Raw genomic sequence first — 19,179 nt, 5'->3', positions numbered from 1 at the left:
TCACTGACAATGTCATCAGCGGTTGTACCTTCTTTAAGGAAAACGGGTTTTGCAGGGGGAAGCTCCGTAAACCAATCAGGCACTATTGTGCTACTTAAAATAAAGATAGTACATAACGAGTAATGCGAACACTAAACAACAAGAGTCATCGTTAATAATGATCCCGCGTATAACTGAAGCACCTCATTTAAGTAAACTAGTTATTGAATTTCTGCACCAACTACAGGCACATGGCTTTACAGGCGATAATGGCACTAGCTATGCGGAACGCTTATCAATGGCGACCGATAATAGCATTTATCAATTATTACCTCAGGCGGTGGTATTTCCTCGTTCGAGTGCGGATGTCCAAATTATAACCCGTGTTGCCGGATTAGAAAAATTCAGAGAATTAACCTTCACCCCACGAGGTGGTGGCACAGGAACGAATGGTCAATCATTGACCGAAGGGATTGTGGTTGATATGTCACGTTATATGAACCGCATTCTAGAAATTAACCCTGAACAGGGCTGGGTTAAAGTAGAAGCGGGTGTGGTGAAAGATCAACTAAACCAATTTCTCAAACCCTATGGCTATTTTTTCTCACCTGAGTTGTCCACCAGTAACCGAGCCACATTAGGGGGGATGATCAATACCGATGCATCGGGGCAAGGCTCTTTGGTGTACGGTAAAACCTCAGATCACGTGCTGGGTGTTAAAGCGGTTTTGCTGGGAGGGGAATGCCTTGAAACACGCGCTATGCCTATCGCACTCGCCCAAACGATTGCGTCAGAGGATTCTGTCACAGGGCGTATCTACAAAACCGTACTTGAACGCTGTTTAGAGCAGCGCCCTTTGATTGAAGAAAAGTTTCCAAAATTGAACCGTTTTTTAACGGGCTATGATTTACGTCATGTGTTTAATGATGACCTTAGTGAATTCGACCTGACGCGTATTTTAACGGGGTCGGAAGGTTCACTGGCTTTTATTACCGAAGCCACGTTGGATATCACCCCTTTACCAAAAGTACGCCGTTTGGTGAACGTTAAATATGACTCTTTTGAATCTGCACTACGTAATGCGCCGTTTATGGTGCAGGCAAAAGCTCTGTCTGTCGAAACCGTCGATTCAAAAGTACTGAATTTAGCACGGGAAGATATCGTTTGGCATTCCGTGAAAGCATTAATCACCGATGTACCAAACAAAGAGATGCTGGGCCTTAATATTGTTGAATTTAGTGGGGATGATGAGGACGAAATCAATCACTTAACCACGAGCCTGTGCCAGCGTTTAGATGAGTTAATGGCAAGTCATCAAGCGGGTGTGATTGGCTATCAAGTCTGTCATGATTTGGATGACATCAACCGTATTTACAATATGCGTAAAAAAGCGGTTGGTTTATTAGGAAATAGTAAAGGGGCTGCTAAACCGATCCCATTTGTTGAAGATACCTGCGTACCACCTGAACACCTAGCGGATTACATAGTAGAGTTTAGAGCACTGCTGGATAGCCACAATCTGAATTACGGGATGTTTGGGCATGTGGATGCGGGGGTTTTACACGTACGTCCTGCTTTAGATATGTGTGACCCGCAACAAGAAGTGTTGATGAAGCAAATTTCAGATGACATTGTCGCGCTGACTGCCAAATATGGCGGGTTATTATGGGGGGAGCACGGTAAAGGGTTCCGCGCTCAATATAGCCCGGCGTTTTTCGGTGAAGTGTTGTATAACGAGTTACGGAATATCAAAGCCGCTTTTGACCCTGATAACCGTCTGAATCCAGGTAAAATCTGTCCGCCAGCCGGTATTGATGCGCCAATGAAACAGGTGGATGCAGTTAAGCGAGGCACCTATGATCGCCAAATACCTGTACAGGTACGCCAAACGTTCCGTGGGGCGATGGAGTGTAACGGTAATGGGCTATGTTTTAACTTTGATGTGAAAAGCCCTATGTGTCCATCAATGAAAATAAGTGGACAGCGGATCCATTCGCCAAAAGGGCGTGCGACCCTCGTTCGTGAATGGTTACGGCTTCTTTCTAACCAAGGCGTCACGCCAGAAAGCTTAGAAAAAGGAATACAAGAAAACCGTCCATCACTACGCGGCTTGATTGAGAAAACACGCAATACATGGCAGGCGAAAAAAGGGGATTATGACTTTTCTCATGAAGTTAAAGCCGCGATGTCTGGGTGCTTAGCTTGTAAAGCTTGCTCAACACAATGCCCGATCAAAATCGATGTGCCTTCATTTAGAGCCAAATTTTTAGCGCTATATCACAGCCGATATTTAAGGCCTGTGCGGGATCATATTGTGGCGGGAGTGGAAAATAGCGCCCCCTTGATGTCGAAAGCGCCGGGTGTATTTAACTTTTTCTTACGTCAGCCATGGGTACAGAAATTAAGTGAGCAGACGATTGGAATGGTCGATCTCCCGCTGTTTTCTCAACCTACCTTAAAGCAAGAGCTATCAGGGCATGCGGCGATGACAGTGACGCTGGAGCAGTTAGAGTCGATGTCTCCTGCACAACGTGAAAACCATGTGTTGGTAGTACAGGACCCATTCACCAGTTATTACGATGCAAAAGTCGTGGCGGATTTTGTCAAATTAATCGAAAAATTGGGCTTTAAACCTGTTTTATTACCATTTTCACCGAATGGTAAGGCGCAACATGTCAAAGGGTTCCTTGCTCGCTTTGCCAAAACAGCGCAGAAAACCGCTGATTTTCTAAATCGGGTCGCCAAATTAGAGTTACCTATGGTTGGTGTCGATCCTGCATTAGTGTTGTGTTATCGCGATGAATACCGTGAGATTTTAGGGGTGCAGCAGTGCCGTTTTACCGTACAACTTGCTCATGAGTGGCTAGTGACATTGCCTGAGCCTACCGAGCATCGTCAGGTGTCGTCTGCCCCATGGTATTTCTTTGGTCATTGCACGGAAACAACCGCATTGCCAAATAGTGCGACTCAGTGGGCAAATTTGTTTAAACGTTATGGTCAAGAGCTTAAAAACATCAGTGTAGGGTGTTGTGGTATGGCTGGGACTTATGGTCATGAAGTGGCGAATATCAAAAACTCGAAAGGTATCTATAATTTATCGTGGAAACCCGCGATAGAGAAATTACCCAAAGAGCGTTGTTTAAGCACAGGGTATTCATGTCGCAGCCAAGTAAAACGTATGGAAAATACACAAATAAAACACCCTATACAGGCGTTATTGGAGATAGTTGAATGATTTGGAGACGTAAATTTACGCTTGACCACATGGCAGAAATGGCCAAAGGCTGTATGTTAGGCCATCTAGGTATTGAGATCACGGGGTATGGTGATGATTACCTTGAAGGCACTATGCCAGTCGACCAACGAACAAAACAGCCATTTGGTTTATTACATGGGGGCGCTTCTGTTGTGCTGGCGGAATCATTAGGCTCAATAGCAGGTTACCTATGCAGTGAAGGGGAACAACGTGTTGTTGGCCTTGAAATTAATGCTAATCACATTCGTTCGGCAACCCAAGGTGTAGTGAAAGGCGTTTGTAAGCCTGTTCACCTAGGGCGCCGCCAGCAGGTATGGAATATTGATATTTTCAATGAGAAAGGGCAACTGTGTTGTACTTCTCGTTTAACGACCGCGGTACTCTCCGATTGATACCCATTAACCTCAACTCGAATAGGGTTGAGGTTCCTTCAACAATTTCATCAGAATTTCAATTTTTGTCTTGCCGATTAAGTTGTATAATAAATGTATCTTTATTAATTTGTGCCATTTAAGTGTATTGATGAGTACATAATATTAAAAAAAATGTAACTTTTTTTAATCGTTATATTTTAATGAGTTAGTGTACATTTTTACACGCGATGGCGTATAAATAAGCGCAAAATGCGTAAAAAATGAGCTAGAATAGGTATAACCTTTCAAAACAAATGGTTGAAGTGACAAAGGTTATCGTTACCATAGGATAAACGGAGTTAATCTCCTGATAACTGGCTGAAAAGCCATGAGAATTGTGGGGTCAATATGACTGCAAATGTGAATGACAGCGTAGAAACTTTTTCTATAGACGAAACGAATTGGCAAGGTGTCAGCCTAACTGATAGCGCGGCGAAACAAATCAAAAAATTGATGGAGCAAAATCCTGAAACTAAAGGGCTTTCGCTGGGTGTTAAACAGTCTGGATGCGCTGGCTTTGGCTATGTTTTCGAGATGATCGAGAACCCAACAGAGGATCATTTACTCTTTGAACATGATGGTGCACGTCTGTATGTACCTAAAGAAGCCATGCCATTTATCGATGGTACAGTTGTCGATTATGTCCAAGAAGGGCTTAATCGGATATTTAAATTCAATAATCCGAAAGCGCAACATGCCTGTGGGTGTGGTGAAAGCTTCGGTGTTTAATATGTGAAGTCAGATTATGTCTCAGAGCAATGTAGAAATTGGCGATGAAGTTCAAAGCTGGCTAAATGACCAGCGTTATAAAGAAGGCTTTTTTACGAATGTCGCCACAGATGAAATGGCTAAAGGGATCAACGAAGATGTTGTCCGAGCGATTTCTGCAAAACGTAATGAGCCAGAGTGGATGCTAAAATTCCGCCTTGATGCCTATCATCACTGGAAAGGAATGGAAGAGCCACACTGGTTAAAAGCCCATTATCCAAATTTAGATTATCAAGACTACAGCTATTACTCAGCGCCATCTTGTGGTTCTTGTGATGACAGTTGCGGGTCACAATCCGGTGCGAAGCAAGGAACTGGTGTTACAGAAACCAATAATTATCTAACGGCTGAAGTTGAAGAGGCCTTCAACCAACTCGGTGTTCCTGTTCGTGAAGGGAAGGCCGTGGCGGTCGATGCTATTTTTGACTCAGTATCTGTTTCTACAACATATCGTGATGATCTTGCTAAACACGGCATTATTTTCTGTTCATTCAGTGAAGCTATCCAAGAGTACCCTGAGTTGGTGCAAAAATACCTTGGTACTGTCGTTTCTAGTCACGATAACTTCTTTGCTGCGCTCAATGCGGCGGTGGCATCGGATGGCACTTTTGTGTATATCCCGAAAGGGGTACGTTGTCCGATGGAGCTTTCCACTTACTTCCGTATTAATGCTGCAAAAACAGGGCAATTTGAACGGACGATTTTGATCGCCGACGAAGGAAGCTATGTCAGCTACATTGAGGGCTGTTCAGCACCTGTCCGTGATAGCTATCAGTTACATGCTGCGGTCGTCGAAGTCATCATCCATAAAGATGCAGAAGTGAAATACTCAACGGTTCAAAACTGGTTCTCCGGTGGCGACAGTGAAGCAGGTGGTATTCTTAACTTTGTGACTAAGCGTGCGCTGTGCGAAGGTGAGAATTCGAAAATGTCATGGACTCAATCTGAAACGGGTTCTGCGATCACCTGGAAATACCCAAGTGTTATCTTAAAAGGGGATAACTCGGTTGGTGAGTTTTTCTCTGTGGCACTGACAAACGGTAACCAGCAAGCCGATACCGGCACTAAAATGATCCATATTGGTAAAAATACGCGTTCGACGATCATCTCTAAAGGTATCTCAGCGGGTAAAAGCCAAAATAGCTATCGCGGCTTAGTGAAAATCTTACCAAGTGCACATAATGCACGCAATTTCACTCAATGTGACTCGATGCTTATTGGTACTCAGTGTGGAGCACACACATTCCCTTACGTTGAAGTCAAAAATAACACCGCTCAGCTAGAACATGAGGCGACCACTTCTCGCATTGGCGAAGATCAGCTTTTTTACTGCTTACAGCGTGGAATTAGTGAAGATGATGCGATTTCAATGATCGTAAATGGTTTCTGTAAAGACGTTTTCTCGGAACTTCCGTTAGAGTTTGCGGTAGAAGCACAGAAATTGCTGGCAATCAGCCTAGAGCACAGTGTGGGCTGATCACAATCAGGTTTATATGCGCAAAAGCGCTAAAGGCATGTTGATATGTTAAGTGTTAAAAATTTACATGTAAGTGTAGAAGGCAATGAAATATTAAAGGGCTTATCATTGGAAGTGAAACCGGGTGAGGTTCACGCCATTATGGGTCCGAATGGTTCAGGTAAAAGTACGTTATCTGCAACACTCGCTGGTCGTGAAGAGTATGACATCGACAGTGGCGAAGTCATTTTCAAAGGTAAAGATTTGCTAGAGTTGGACCCAGAAGAGCGAGCTGGTGAGGGTATCTTCTTAGCGTTCCAATACCCAGTAGAAATTCCAGGGGTGAGTAACCAATTCTTCCTCCAAACGGCCGTCAATGCGGTTCGTGAATATCGTCAGCAAGAACCTTTAGATCGTTTTGATTTCCAAGATTTTATTGAAGATAAAATTAACTTACTGGAGATGCCTCAAGATTTATTGACACGCTCTGTTAACGTGGGCTTCTCCGGCGGTGAAAAAAAACGTAATGATATTCTGCAAATGGCTGCTCTTGAGCCAGAACTCTGCATCTTAGATGAAACTGACTCAGGGTTAGATATTGATGCACTGAAAACCGTTGCCAATGGTGTCAATTCACTGCGCTCTCCAGACCGTTCATTTATCATTGTGACGCATTACCAGCGCATTCTGGATTACGTCAAACCTGATTTTGTGCATGTGCTGTATCAGGGGAAAATCATCAAATCAGGTGATTTCAGCTTGGCGAAAAAACTGGAGGAGCAAGGTTATGGCTGGCTTATTGACCAACAGTGAAAGAGCAGGAAAACGTGCTCAGGTAGCTGCATTAAATGAGCAAGCGATGGCGCGTTTTGCAACACTTTTTGAGCAACGCTCTGGGGCGAAATCGCATCATGCGGCGGCACATTGGGAAAAAGCTAAACAAGTCGGTTTACCGGTTTTTCGTCATGAAGATTGGCACTATACGCCGTTGCATTCGGTATTGAATACACATTATCGTTTTGCCGAACAAGATCTTGACGAAAAAGCGTGTGAAGCTTTAGCGCTTCCGATTGATGCCTATCGAATCGTACTTGTTGATGGCCGCTATAGCTCAACACTTAGCTCTATCGATATGGGGCCATTTCAAGTTGCGCTATTAGATAGCCAAGATATGCTGCCCGATGCGGTTAATAGTGAGATCTTTTTGCATTTAACGGAAAGTCTTGCTCAACAGCCAATTGTTATTCACCTAGGTGCAAATCAAATTGCACAAAAGCCCCTTTATCTACTGAATATATCCAGCGGTAGTGATGGCGATACGGTGAATACTAGCCAATATCGCTATCACATCACGTTAGATACAAACAGCAAAGCGCAAGTGATCGAGCATTTTGTCAGTTTTAACGATAAAGCCCATTTTACTGGGGGCCGTTTAACAGTTGAAGTGGGGGATAATGCGCAATATCAGCACTTCAAACTGAATAACGAAAACAATGTGGCTCAGCATTTTGCTCATAATGACATCGTGGTTGGTCGCGATAGCCAAGTATTAAGCAGCAGTTTTTTGCTGGGTGGAGCACTAACGCGCCATCATACGAGCGCACAACTGATGGGTGAAAATGGGCATTTTTCACTCAATAGCTTGTTATTGCCAAAAGACAGTGAAATTGTCGATACTCGGACTTACCTTGAACACAATGTAGGTCAGTGTGAAAGCCGGCAATTACATAAAGTCATTGCCATGGACGGAAGTAAAGCCGTGTTCAATGGCATGATCAAAGTGGCGCCAAATGTCTTAAAAACAGACGGTCAAATGAGCAATCACACGTTATTATTGGGTGATAAAGCCGAAGTTGACACTAAGCCTCAGCTAGAAATTTATGCTGACGATGTGAAGTGTGGGCATGGTGCAACGGTAGGCCGTATTGATGATGAGCAGTTATTTTACCTGCGCTCCAGAGGGATTGACGGTAAAGCCGCAAAACATATGATTATCATTGCTTTTGCAGCGGAGTTGACTGAGTCGATTGAAAATGAAGAACTCAAACAAGCCGTCATGGCGAATATTCGCCAACGCTTAGCAGAGGTCTAATACGCGTATGACATACAACGTAACAGCAGTTAGGCAGGATTTTCCTGCCTTATCCCAAAGTGTGAATAATCATCCTTTGGTCTATCTTGATAGTGCAGCAAGTGCACAGAAGCCTCTGCAAGTGATTGAAAAAGAGAGCGAGTTTACGTTGCATCAATATGCTGCGGTACATCGTGGGATACATACCCTCAGCGCGCAAGCGACAAGCATGATGGAAGAGGTACGCCAAAAAGCGGCCGATTTTATTCATGCCTCTTCAGCAGAAGAAATAGTTTTTGTTAAAGGCACAACCGAAGCAATCAACCTTGTTGCCAATACCTTCGGGCGAACATTTATCGGTAAAGGCGATAATATTGTCATTACTGAGATGGAACACCACGCCAACATCGTACCTTGGTACATATTAGCCGAATCTATAGGCTTTGAAATTCGGGTCATTCCTGTTAGTGACGATGGGCGGTTACTGTTAACGCAACTTGGTGAACTCATTGATGCCAAAACACGGTTATTGAGCTTTACTCACATCTCTAATGTGCTAGGCACCGTTAACCCCGTTAAAGAGATTATTCAGCAAGCGAGGGCTTTAGCGGCTAATTGTGGGGCTGAGTTGTATGTGCTAGTCGATGGCGCTCAAGGTGCGATGCACAGTGTTGTTGATGTGCAAGAGTTAGACTGTGATTTTTATACTTTCTCAGGGCATAAACTGTATGGGCCGACAGGGATTGGCATTCTGTATGGCAAAAAATCACTTTTAGATAAGATGCCTCCGTGGGAAGGGGGGGGAGCAATGATCCGCCATGTCAGTCTTAAAAACGGGATCACTTATGCGGATGCGCCATGGCGTTTTGAAGCAGGAACCCCCAATGTTAGCGCCATTATTGGCTTAGGGGCGGCCTTTGATTATCTCAATGTGTTAGGGAGAGCAGAAGCCTTTGCTTATGAAAAGGAAGTGATGTCCTATGCTTCTAAAAAATTAAAAGAAATTCCCTCATTAACCCTATACGGTAACGATCAACGTGAAGGGGTGATCGCATTTAACCTCGGCACACATCATGCTTACGATGTTGGCTCTTTTTTAGATCAATATGGTATTGCTATCCGTACTGGGCACCATTGTGCATTACCATTGATGGACCGCTATAATGTTCCTGCAATGTGTCGCGCTTCGGTAGGTATCTATACGACCAAAGAAGAGATAGATTCCTTATTCAATGCATTACAGCGCATTAAAAAATTGTTAGGCTAGGCGTTAAAGCCTGATTGTTTTTGTTATCATTGACTGAAAAAGCCAATATGTTATTGGCTTTTTCATTTATTAACCCTGCTCCTATTAACTGAACGATTTGCTAATCAGCAGAGAAAACGAATCAGGTTGACTAACCTTAGAGACATTTGTGATTAATTAAGGAAAGAAGTATGCCAGCTTTACCCGATGAACATAAATTGCTACGGAATTTTGCACGTTGCCAAGACTGGGAAGAGCGTTATCTATACATGATAGAGCTTGGTGGGCGCTTAACGCCATTAACAGAGCAACAACGTAGCGATAGTAACTTGATTGCAGGTTGTCAAAGCCAAGTCTGGATAGATATGCAAAAACAGCCAGATGGTAGCATTTGTTTTGCTGGTGATAGTGACGCGGCGATCGTGAAAGGGTTAGTTGCAATAGTCATTATTCTTTTTCAGGGGAAAACGGCTGAGCAGATCTTGTCAGTAGATGTCAAATCATTTTTCGCTCAACTTGCTTTGGAGCAGCATTTGACGCCGTCGCGTACTCAGGGCCTTAATGCGATGATCCGGACAATCCTTTCCCGAGCAACACAGCTACAATAATTATCTCGCGGGGAATACTATTTCCCTGCTTGTTTTTTTGAACTGTTCTGAGCAGCCATCCCTCGTATTCATGATTAACTCTTCGATTTAGCTTAACTCATTGTTTCATCAATGATATAACGATTACTACTTACAAAATATTCAACGGGTATTAAAGATAAGCAATATAGTTGCTATTATGTACATCTTGAATGAGAAGCGATGTCTATCCGCTTCGAATCGTCGAGTTGTGGCTAAGCTCCATTTGAATTTCTCGTGGCTGCTTTTTTTGCTGCCTAGCTACCCCTCAAGTTATTAGAGCATAGTTTGGTATTCCCTGGAGTCGGTATGAAGAAAGCGTTAACTGTGGCAAGTTTGTTTGTGGCAAGTGTATTGCTATCGCCGGTACAAGCGAAGGATTATCCATTACCAGATAGCAATACGCGCCTTATCGGGGAAAATACACACTATGTTGTACCCAATGATGGTCGTTCATTAGAAATGATTGCCAGCGAATATCAAATTGGTTTACTGGCGATGCTAGAAGCGAACCCCGGTACGGATCCTTATTTACCCGAAGCTGGCAAAGAGTTGATTATTCCGACGCAAATGTTATTGCCAGCAACACCTCGGACGGGGATTATTATTAACCTCGCCGAATTAAGACTGTATTACTATCCTGAAGGTAGTAAAGAAGTGGTGGTCTATCCTATCGGAATTGGTCAATTAGGGCGTGATACACCGGAAATGGTGACATCTGTGAGCCAATCCATTAAAGATCCCACATGGACGCCAACGGCGAATATTCGTAAAAATTATGCCAAAGAAGGGATCACTTTGCCTGCGGTGGTACCCGCAGGGCCAGACAACCCAATGGGGCTTTACGCGTTACGTTTAGCATATGGCAGAGGTGAATATTTAATTCACGGCACGAATGCTGATTTTGGTATTGGTATGCGTGTTAGCTCAGGCTGTATTCGTCTACGCCCAGATGATATTGAAGCTCTGTTTAAAACGGTTCCTAAAGGAACGCGAGTGCAAGTGATCAATCAACCGGTTAAATATTCAAAAGAAGCTGATGGTAGCTATTACATCGAAGTACACCAACCTCTTTCCAAGAAAGCTTCAGATGATCCACAAACAATGCCGATACCGCTCTCTGATGATTTTAAACGTTTCCTTGAAAATGAAGAGATTGATAAAGCATTAGTGGAAAAAGAGCTGGCAAGGCGTTCAGGGTTGCCTGTGAGGGTTAACAAGGAGCAGGGGGTTGAAAGGCAATATGAACCGGAGTACAGCGTGAGTGGCAGTCAAACCGATGAAGTCATCAATGAACAGGGGAAATATCCAGCGTTGAATCCGATTGATGAATTTACTATTTCACAGCCTCAACCTGTCTATCAGGGATCTGAAAACGAATAACAGGTAAAAAATAAGGGCCTAATATCTAGGCCCTCTACATATAAGATTATGCGGTATAAAACAGTAGACCGTTATACCGTTGCTAATTCAAACTTACTTTTTGTAAGAACGAACTTGGTTATCAAGACGTTGGTTAGCACGAGCTGCTTCTTGTTGTGCAGCTTGAACTTCAGCGCGAATAGTCTGGACATCGTTGCTCAGTTGATCAACTTTACCATTCAGAGTTTGCACGTCTGAAGAGAGTTTTTGCACTTCAGTGCTGTTAGAACAACCCGCCAGTAATGCTGAAGCTAGAACGATAGAGCCCAGAACAATTTTAGTACGAATCATTATTTTACCCTCTAGATAGATTTATCTTGAAAATACCAAAGTAAGCGACCAGTAAAATAGATATCAGATTGTTTCTACATCTACTTATTCCATATGAACAACGCAATGTGTTCAGGAATGGTACTTACTTTTTCTTATGCTAGTACTTAATTTCCAGTTTTGCTAGAAATACTTTTAGCCAGACAGTAGGAAAAATAAGAAAAAATGTATTCTCAACTCTCAAGGCTATTATTCAATCAAATCAAACTCTCTTTGAGATATTAGTCTAATATAGCAAATGAATAATAGATTGCAATAACGCCATAAATCAAAATATTCTCTACCGGAAGCATTTTATGTTAAAACAAAACATCCTACCTTATTCGACTAATAGTATAAGTGTTGGATGAGCGAAAATGGCAACCATTTATTGTGCTCAGGCAGAATGACAAACATTCATTTATTGAAACATGACTTAAAAAAACAAAAACGGGAAAAACAAAGTTCTCCCCGTTTTAATTACGCCCTAAACGATGTCTTAAGACGTTATGGATTTTAAGCTATTGCTAATTACAGCACGTGTACGGAAGATGTATTGGTTGTTCCGCTTGGAACTAATGCACCAGATACCATCACAATAGCATCACCTTCTTTCGCCAAGCCACTATTTAAAGCTGCACGTTTACCTTCGCGGTAAAAATCATCTGTTGATGTGAAACCACCAACCATCATTGGTACTACACCTTTTACCAATAACAACTGACGAGCGGTTTCTTCGTTAGTGGTTAGCGCTAAAATAGGCGCGGTAGGGAAGTATTTACGGACTGATTTGGCTGATTTACCGCCGAAAGTAGCAACGACAATCAGTGGAACGTCTAACTTCTCAGACATCTCAACGGCGCCACGGCAAACCGCTTCGGTGACACGTAGGCGTTGGCCTGGTTTTTGGTTATCAATACGGGTTGGCATGATGCGATCTGTGCGCTCACAAATCGTTGCCATGATAGTAACGGCTTCAACAGGGTATTTGCCTTTAGCACTTTCACCTGAAAGCATCACAGCATCCGTACCATCAAGGATGGCGTTTGCCACGTCGCCTGCCTCAGCGCGAGTAGGGCGTGGGTTTTTGATCATTGAATCTAACATTTGCGTTGCGGTGATCACGACTTTACGTGCAGCAACACATTTCTCAATCATCATTTTTTGGGCGAAAATAACTTCTTCTACAGGGATCTCAACACCCAAGTCACCACGGGCAACCATGATACCATCAGACGCTTCCAAGATATCATCAAAGTTATTCAAACCTTCTTGGTTTTCAATTTTGGAGATGATCTGAATATTTTCGCCACCGTGTTTTTTCAGGTGAGCACGGATTTCTTCCACATCAGAACGTTTACGGATAAACGACGCGGCGACAAAATCGACGCCTTGCTCACAACCAAAAATCAGGTCTTCTTTATCTTTTTCAGCGAGAGCAGGTAAACCAATAGAGACGCCGGGTAGGTTAACGCCTTTTTTCTCACCTAAATCACCATTATTCAAGACTTCACAGATCACTTCTGTCGCGGTGACATCTTTCACTTTCATGCCAATTAAACCGTCGTCGACTAAAACGGTATCACCCGCGTTAAGATCTGCGGTCAAACCGGCATAAGTTACAGCAACTCTGTCTTTATTACCGATAACTGAGGTATCTGTAGTGAATGTAAAAGTTTGACCAGCAACGAGAGAAACATCGTTACCGCCCTCAAGTTTCATGGTGCGGATTTCAGGCCCTTTAGTATCAAGCAGGATAGCGGCTTGTTTGCCAGTTCTCGCACAGACTGCACGTAGATTTTTGATACGTTGACCATGCTCTTCATAGTCGCCGTGAGAGAAGTTGAGACGCATGACATTCATGCCTGCATCAAGAAGTTGGTTCAATTTTTCTTCTGATTCGGTTTTTGGACCGATGGTACAAACAATTTTCGTTTTTTTCATGGCAGTCTATCTAAAGGTTATAAAGGAAATCGGTATTGTCGTCGATTCATGAATACGTTTTGTTGCGCAACGCATTGTATTAAGAATAGGCGACAGTCTGGTGTTCAATGCAATTATGTTGTGGATTAGATCACATTTTTTATGCTAATTATTATGATTGTAACCTAATGCACTAAAGCTAACTTACTGATTTATTTTTGATGAAACCTTTCAGCTTGTGCGATTATTATAGACAACAAAAAACTGTGAGACAAATCAAATTTTGCAAAATTGAGTGAAGAGATATTTCAGATCAAAATAATTGAAGATTTTATCGGTGCTGTTGCGCAACACGAGAAGGTGGTCACAAAAACGGTGGAGCAGATAAGAAAACAAGGGAGAAACAGTGAATAACATCGTTGAATGGTGCGTCCGAGTAGACTCGAACTACCGACCCCCACCATGTCAAGGTGGTGCTCTAACCAACTGAGCTACGGACGCATTGTAATATCATTGACGTTGTGAAATGGTGCGTCCGAGTAGACTCGAACTACCGACCCCCACCATGTCAAGGTGGTGCTCTAACCAACTGAGCTACGGACGCGTTTCAAAACTGTCAGGGTGACAACGGGAACGAATATTAACGTCCTACCGCCGTTCTGGCAAGGGGAAAATGTATTTTCGTGATAGTTTGCTCGTATTTACAGCGACTAAAGCAAAAATACATTCCCCAATCGAATAATTTGCTTGTTATTCCATCAATTAGCGCGTTGAACGAAGTAAAACAACGCTATCAGGTTGCCTATGGATCCACCAAATACGGGTGGCCATACCCACGGCAGCCGCACTTAGACCCACAATAAATCCGATCCAAAAGCCTTTAGGCCCCATCGCAGGGAAGATAAAGTCAGTTAATGCGAGTACATAACCTACAGGTAACCCTAAAATCCAGTAAGCGGTAAAGGTAATAAAGAAGATAGAACGCGTATCTTTATAGCCGCGTAAAATACCTGCACCGATGACCTGCACCGAATCTGAAAGCTGGTAAATCGCTGCAAATAGCATGAGGCTTGAAGCGAGAACAACTACTTCAGGGCTTTTGTTATACATTAACGCAATAGGTTCACGTAAGGTTGCCGTCAGGATCGCGGTACAGCATGCGACTAATAAGCCAACTGCCAAACTGGTATAAGAAGAGACTTTCGCTGCTTCAGTCGATTGTTGTCCAAGGTTATAACCCACACGGATAGTGGCAGCGATACCCAATGACAATGGGAACATAAACATGACCGAGCTGAAGTTTAATGCAACTTGGTGTCCTGCAACCGCCACGACACCCAGCGGCGCAACCAGCAATGCGACGATGGCAAATAGTGTCACTTCAAAAAATAACGCTAACCCAATAGGTGCACCTAAAACAAAAATACGTTTCATAATAAGTGGGTTAGGGGAAGCAAAGGGTTGTGTCGCCTTAATATCGCGTTGTGAGCCCGCTCTTTTTACGTACCAACGCATCATAATGCACATTACCCAGTAGACTGATGCAGTTGCGACACCACAACCCACACCACCTAATGCAGGCGCACCAAAATGCCCATAAATAAAGATATAGTTAATGGGAATGTTGACCATCAAGCCGAGAAAACCAATCACCATGCCTGGTTTGGTTTTGGATAGACCTTCACATTGGCTACGAAAGACCTGATAAAATAGATAGCCGGGCGCACCCCACATAATCGCATGTAAGAAACGGACAGACTTATCTGCTAGCTCTTCATTAATATGCGGCATGTTACCAATAATTAACTTACTATTATAAAGTAAAAAAATCACACCCAGTGAAAGGAAGAACGCTAGCCATAGCCCTTGCTGAATTTGATTACCAATTAACTGACGGCGACCAGAACCATTCATCTGTGCGACGATAGGTGTCAGTGCCATTAATAACCCCTGACCAAAAAGAATAGCTGGCAGCCAGATAGAAAATCCAACTGCAACTGCTGACATCTCGGTTTCACTGACACTACCTGCCATCACGGTATCCACAAAACCCATCGCCGTTTGTGAAAATTGAGCAAGAATGATCGGAATGCCGAGAGCGAGCAAGCTACGCGCTTCTGTAAAATATTTCTGCACGCATACACCTTTAGAGTAATAAATACTGATTAATAGAATATAGAGAAAGAAATGCTAATGATTTTTGATAAATCAAATAGTTAATAGCAACTTTATATTTTAACTCTTTTGATAACTTAAGCCAATGATCTGTTGTTCTTAATATGAAAGAAAGTTGTGTATGGAGCGGCATGATAATGTTACACAAATTCACACATAGGTTGAGCCAAACCACTCAAATTAGATAGATCTCTAAGAATGTTTAGGTAAACTGAGACTATCAATTCATAGCACTGAGAATCATTATGTTTACAGGTATCGTTCAGGGGACTGCCCCAATTGTTGAGGTTACAGAGAGAGCTAACTTTCGTACCCATGTGATGAAATTTACACCAGAACTGCTTGTCGGCTTAGAGACCGGCGCTTCCGTAGCGCATAATGGTTGTTGCCTAACAGTAACAAAAATAGATGGCGAATATGTTAGCTTTGATTTAATCAAGGAAACACTCAGGCTAACCAACCTAGGTGAATTGAAGGTTGGTGATGTTGTTAACATTGAAAGAGCTGCAAAGTATGGTGATGAGATAGGCGGCCATGTGGTATCAGGCCACATTGTGACGACCGCAGAGATCAGTAAAATCTTCACATCAGAAGATAATCATCAAATTTGGTTGTCTATCTATGACAAAGCATTGATGAAATATATTTTACACAAGGGGTTTGTTGCGATTGATGGGATCAGTCTCACTGTCGGTGACGTAATCAATAACCGTTTTTGTGTACATCTGATCCCTGAAACCTTAGCAAGAACCACATTAGGTTTGAAACGGCTGGGGGATAAAGTGAACATTGAAATAGACCCACAAACTCAAGCGATAGTTGATACAGTCGAACGAGTTTTATTGCAGAAAGAGCAGGAAAAAAAAGCTCAAGAAGCGATTACACAGGCAAGCGATAACTAAATGTAACCCTTTGTATGAGGGAAACTGAAAATGCTATAGCACCGAGGAGTTAGCTGGTGTTATAGCATTAAAAGTCTGATAAGTTTTACTATCTTAAGGGGAAATCCCTTGTATTTGCACTTTTGTTGGGTTTTTTAGTACCAAGTATTAATTTGCGCCACTATGCTTTTTCGCTAAAATTAATAGAAATGCTAGCATTATCACGTTCAATTGCTTCAACGAGCCGTTTAAAATGCGCTGACTTTTTATGCATTTCAAGCGCATCGGTACTTTCCCATTCTTCAAAAACGATGTAACCATCCTCTTTAGTGATAAGGTCATATTTAATGCATCCTTGCTCACGACGACTTAGCTTAGCTAAATTTTTGATTATGTCTTTGGTTAAAAATCCATTCTTATTTTCTGTTGTGATTTGTGCATATACAACAATACTCATTCCGTTCTCCTTATGTGTATCGAGAACTATCTTAAAGGGAACTTGGCTTTTGTATTGTAAAAAAACGAATAATGAGACTTCAAAAAAGCAGACGGCGTCATCGTGAAATAACGCTTAAAATCACGATAGAAATGGGACTGATCATAATAGCCTGTTTCTAGCCAGCGATAGGTATCTTGCTCGGCAAGCATTGCCTTAAGTAGTTGTTCTAGACGGCAATTTATCTGATATCTTTTAGGGGTAATGCCATATTCTTTTAAAAATTCTTTTTGTATAAAACGTGCGCTGTATCCCATTTCATCAGCAATATCATTAATCTTTTTGGTTGGATTTCGGTAGAGGATCGCCAATATATCATCCACTAATTGATGCTGTTTTGAGACTTTCGTCGCATTAAAACAATCAAGTAGTCCTTTAAAGGATGATTTCGATAACTCTTTATACCAAGGATCCTGCCATATATCGGCTAACGCGGTCGGTATATCGGTATAAGTTAAGATGCGTTTAGGTAATAAAAAACGCACGGCATCATGGCGTACACGCAATACCATGAGCTTCCCATGATTAGGCTCTGCGGTAAAAGTGTCGATACGCGGAATAACAAGCTGATATTTGTTGACTTGTTGATGGTGATCAGTAGACAGACGTAACGCTTTGGTAGAAACCCAAATTTCTGCGCCAGTACCAGGAAAAATTTTAATCGGTGTTGTAAATTTCTTGATAATTAGAATCGAACTGATAAAAGCATTCAATTCCGTTGGCGGATAATACTGTTTGAGCATAATTCCTACATAGCGAGTTGTTCGAATCACTTATAATAACGTTTTTTAGTCGAAAGACTAATTAAAATAATATTTATGCATTATTAAAGGCTCTATAAAGAGATTCATCTCAATAATAGAGCCTTTATAAGAAGGAATATTCCGTAATTGTGTTACCGAGGAACTCTAATGCCTCCGCTAACGCCGTTCGGACTCCAGAGGATTTGCCACAACTGAATATCTCTTGCTCGGAAAGCGCCAGCACAAGAGTTTAAGTAATAGGTAAACATACGTTTAAAGCGAGGAGTATAATTATTACTTAGTTCTGACCAACTATTTAAGAAGCGTTCATACCAAGCCATTAACGTTTTATCGTAATCAGCCCCAAAATTGTGCCAATCTTCCATGATAAATTTACCTTCACTTGAGTTCCCAATATTTTGAATAGAGGGTAATACGCCATTTGGGAAAATATATTTACCAATCCACGAGTCCACATTGACTTTATTTTTGTTAGAGCCAATTGTGTGTAACAAAAATAAGCCATCGTCTTTAATATTCCTACGTGCCACATCGAAATAGGTTGCGTAGTTTTTAGGGCCAACGTGTTCAAACATGCCGACAGAGACGATGCGATCAAATTTATCATTTAACTCACGGTAATCTTGCAAAATGATATTAACGTCTAAGCCTTTACAGCGCTCTTGTGCGAGTTTTTGTTGCTCTTTAGAGATAGTGACCCCTGTAACAGAGGCGCCATAATGGCGAGCGGCATAGGCGCTTAAGCCTCCCCAGCCACAACCAATATCTAAAAGGCGCATACCCGGCTCTATTTGCAGTTTGCGACAAATTAGATCCAATTTATTAATTTGTGCCTGTTCAAGTGATGTCGCATCATGCCAATAACCGCAAGAATACTGCATATAAGGGTCAAGCATTAGGGTAAAAAGATCATTACCCAAATCATAATGCTCTTCTCCTACAATCCAAGACCGTTTTTGGGTTTGCAGGTTTCTTAGGCGCGCCATAGCGACTTTCATGATATCGGTAAGGTTATTCGGCAGCTTAGTGTCGAGTTTCGCTTGCAATACTTTATAGAAAAATATATCTAAGCGCTCACAGTCCCACCAGCCGTCCATATAACTCTCGCCAAGACCGAGAGACCCTTTTTGTAAAACCCTTTTATAAAAATCGGTATTATGTATTTGAATATCGAAAGGGCGAGAGCCGTTTATTTCTATGCCTGCTTGGTTTAATAAAGGCTCTGCGATCCTTTGCCAATTCGAAACTTTCGCTTTAGTTTCATCTACACAAGTGCTCATATGCTCTCCAACTTGAGATGAAGGTTTTTGAGATAGAATTTCAGTTTGCTGAAAGTGTAGGGTTGCGAAGAATAGCTTCACAAAGACAGGAGCGCATTTATACCGTCGCGCCCT

General features: G+C 42.3%; 16 protein-coding genes and 2 tRNA genes. 10 read left to right on the top strand and 8 right to left on the bottom strand.

Annotation, left to right across the window (positions count from 1 at the left end; translation table 11 throughout):
• The first annotated feature begins 157 nt into the window (after window positions 1-157).
• The 9 genes from ydiJ to PSF11_RS03995 all read left to right on the top strand — a co-directional run bounded on the left by ydiJ (window position 158) and on the right by PSF11_RS03995 (window position 11,198).
• The gene (gene ydiJ / locus PSF11_RS04035; RefSeq protein ID WP_060561307.1) at window positions 158-3,214 is read left to right on the top strand and encodes a D-2-hydroxyglutarate dehydrogenase YdiJ; all 3,057 of its coding nucleotides are present in this window, start codon (window positions 158-160) and stop codon (window positions 3,212-3,214) included.
• Complete coding sequence (menI, locus tag PSF11_RS04030) at window positions 3,211-3,627, top strand: 1,4-dihydroxy-2-naphthoyl-CoA hydrolase (protein WP_004919152.1); 417 nt, start codon at window positions 3,211-3,213, stop codon at window positions 3,625-3,627. The genes ydiJ and menI overlap by 4 nt, the downstream gene beginning before the upstream one ends.
• Before the next feature lie 369 nt (window positions 3,628-3,996).
• Entirely contained in the window at window positions 3,997-4,377 is a 381-nt protein-coding gene (gene sufA / locus PSF11_RS04025) for a Fe-S cluster assembly scaffold SufA (protein WP_004919156.1), read from the top strand.
• 16 nt (window positions 4,378-4,393) lie between these two features.
• A complete protein-coding gene (gene sufB, locus PSF11_RS04020; protein ID WP_004919158.1) occupies window positions 4,394-5,893 on the top strand; it encodes a Fe-S cluster assembly protein SufB in 1,500 nt (499 codons plus the stop codon).
• 45 nt (window positions 5,894-5,938) lie between these two features.
• Window positions 5,939-6,685: a Fe-S cluster assembly ATPase SufC gene (gene sufC / locus PSF11_RS04015; protein ID WP_004919160.1), complete on the top strand. Its 747-nt coding sequence runs from the start codon at window positions 5,939-5,941 to the stop codon at window positions 6,683-6,685.
• Entirely contained in the window at window positions 6,660-7,964 is a 1,305-nt protein-coding gene (sufD, locus tag PSF11_RS04010; protein WP_272682739.1) for a Fe-S cluster assembly protein SufD, read from the top strand. The genes sufC and sufD overlap by 26 nt, the downstream gene beginning before the upstream one ends.
• 7 nt (window positions 7,965-7,971) lie before the next feature.
• On the top strand, window positions 7,972-9,210 hold the full coding sequence (gene sufS / locus PSF11_RS04005; RefSeq protein WP_072502217.1) for a cysteine desulfurase SufS: 1,239 nt from the start codon (window positions 7,972-7,974) through the stop codon (window positions 9,208-9,210).
• A 170-nt stretch (window positions 9,211-9,380) separates the two neighbouring features.
• Complete coding sequence (sufE, locus tag PSF11_RS04000; RefSeq protein WP_004919167.1) at window positions 9,381-9,797, top strand: cysteine desulfuration protein SufE; 417 nt, start codon at window positions 9,381-9,383, stop codon at window positions 9,795-9,797.
• 327 nt (window positions 9,798-10,124) lie between these two features.
• A complete protein-coding gene (locus PSF11_RS03995) occupies window positions 10,125-11,198 on the top strand; it encodes a L,D-transpeptidase family protein (protein WP_014658217.1) in 1,074 nt (357 codons plus the stop codon).
• A gap of 93 nt (window positions 11,199-11,291) precedes the next feature.
• Here PSF11_RS03995 and PSF11_RS03990 read toward each other — a convergent pair whose 3' ends face one another.
• The 5 genes from PSF11_RS03990 to PSF11_RS03970 all read right to left on the bottom strand — a co-directional run bounded on the left by PSF11_RS03990 (window position 11,292) and on the right by PSF11_RS03970 (window position 15,605).
• A complete protein-coding gene (locus tag PSF11_RS03990) occupies window positions 11,292-11,528 on the bottom strand; it encodes a major outer membrane lipoprotein (RefSeq protein WP_004919171.1) in 237 nt (78 codons plus the stop codon).
• Window positions 11,529-12,077: 549 nt separating this feature from the next.
• Window positions 12,078-13,490: a pyruvate kinase PykF gene (gene pykF, locus PSF11_RS03985; protein ID WP_004919173.1), complete on the bottom strand. Its 1,413-nt coding sequence runs from the start codon at window positions 13,488-13,490 to the stop codon at window positions 12,078-12,080.
• Window positions 13,491-13,893: 403 nt separating this feature from the next.
• A tRNA-Val gene (locus PSF11_RS03980) sits at window positions 13,894-13,970 on the bottom strand.
• A gap of 26 nt (window positions 13,971-13,996) precedes the next feature.
• Window positions 13,997-14,073: transfer RNA gene (locus PSF11_RS03975), tRNA-Val, on the bottom strand.
• 158 nt (window positions 14,074-14,231) lie between these two features.
• Window positions 14,232-15,605, bottom strand: a complete 1,374-nt coding sequence (locus PSF11_RS03970; RefSeq protein WP_004919178.1) for an MATE family efflux transporter — start codon at window positions 15,603-15,605, stop codon at window positions 14,232-14,234.
• A gap of 284 nt (window positions 15,606-15,889) precedes the next feature.
• Between PSF11_RS03970 and PSF11_RS03965 the strand changes: the two genes are divergently transcribed.
• On the top strand, window positions 15,890-16,546 hold the full coding sequence (locus PSF11_RS03965; RefSeq protein ID WP_004919182.1) for a riboflavin synthase: 657 nt from the start codon (window positions 15,890-15,892) through the stop codon (window positions 16,544-16,546).
• Window positions 16,547-16,706: 160 nt separating this feature from the next.
• On the opposite strand, the gene PSF11_RS03960 is transcribed toward PSF11_RS03965, so the two are convergent.
• The 3 genes from PSF11_RS03960 to cfa all read right to left on the bottom strand — a co-directional run bounded on the left by PSF11_RS03960 (window position 16,707) and on the right by cfa (window position 19,065).
• A complete protein-coding gene (locus PSF11_RS03960) occupies window positions 16,707-16,982 on the bottom strand; it encodes a putative quinol monooxygenase (RefSeq protein WP_004919184.1) in 276 nt (91 codons plus the stop codon).
• A 26-nt stretch (window positions 16,983-17,008) separates the two neighbouring features.
• The gene (locus tag PSF11_RS03955) at window positions 17,009-17,764 is read right to left on the bottom strand and encodes a helix-turn-helix transcriptional regulator (RefSeq protein WP_072502218.1); all 756 of its coding nucleotides are present in this window, start codon (window positions 17,762-17,764) and stop codon (window positions 17,009-17,011) included.
• Between the two features lie 152 nt (window positions 17,765-17,916).
• On the bottom strand, window positions 17,917-19,065 hold the full coding sequence (gene cfa / locus PSF11_RS03950) for a cyclopropane fatty acyl phospholipid synthase (RefSeq protein WP_072502219.1): 1,149 nt from the start codon (window positions 19,063-19,065) through the stop codon (window positions 17,917-17,919).
• Window positions 19,066-19,179 lie beyond the last annotated feature (114 nt).

Source organism: Providencia sp. PROV119 (genome assembly GCF_028482435.1).
In the GTDB taxonomy this organism is placed as follows: domain Bacteria; phylum Pseudomonadota; class Gammaproteobacteria; order Enterobacterales; family Enterobacteriaceae; genus Providencia; species Providencia stuartii.
The sequence above is the reverse complement of the archived record's forward strand: the minus strand, read 5'-3'. Positions and strand labels throughout refer to the sequence as shown.